Source organism: Saccharomonospora iraqiensis subsp. paurometabolica YIM 90007 (assembly GCF_000231035.2).
Taxonomy (GTDB): domain Bacteria; phylum Actinomycetota; class Actinomycetes; order Mycobacteriales; family Pseudonocardiaceae; genus Saccharomonospora; species Saccharomonospora paurometabolica.
This window is the reverse complement of the sequence record NZ_KI912185.1, coordinates 57,990-58,483: the sequence shown is the minus strand read 5'-3', so window position 1 is coordinate 58,483 and position 494 is coordinate 57,990. Positions and strand designations below refer to the sequence as shown.

The window sequence follows — 494 nt, the reverse complement described above, 5'->3', positions numbered from 1 at the left end:
CGCTCGCGGGCCGCCGCCACGGCGGCGTCGCGGGCGGCGTTCGCCTCCTCGGCGGTGAGCGTCCGGTCGGGTGCGCGGAACCGCAGCGTGTAGGCCAGCGACCGCTTGCCCTCGCCGACCTGCTCCCCGGCGTAGACGTCGAACAGGGACACGTCCTCCAGCAGCTCCCCCGCGCCGTCCCGCAGCACGTCCGCCAACTCGGCCGACGCCACGTCCGTGTCCGTCACGAGCGCCACGTCGACCAGCACCGGCGGGTACGGCGAGATCGACGGTGCGGGCCGCCGGTCCACCAGCGGGATCGCGTCGAGGTCCAGCTCCATCGCGGCCGTCCGCTTCGGCAGGCCGAGCTTCTCGACCACCTTCGGGTGCAGCTCACCGGCGTGGCCGACGGTGCGGCCGTCCACGACGAACCGGGCGCACCGGCCGGGATGCCACGGCGCCGTGTCCGCGGCCTCCGGGCGCAGCTCGATCCCCGAGGCCTCGCCGACCTCGCG

General features: G+C 76.1%; 1 protein-coding gene. It reads right to left on the bottom strand.

Annotation, left to right across the window (positions count from 1 at the left end; all coding sequences use genetic code 11):
- On the bottom strand, nt 1–494 hold a 494-nt coding region (locus SACPADRAFT_RS24450; protein ID WP_040923719.1), incomplete at both ends, for a phenylalanine--tRNA ligase subunit beta-related protein.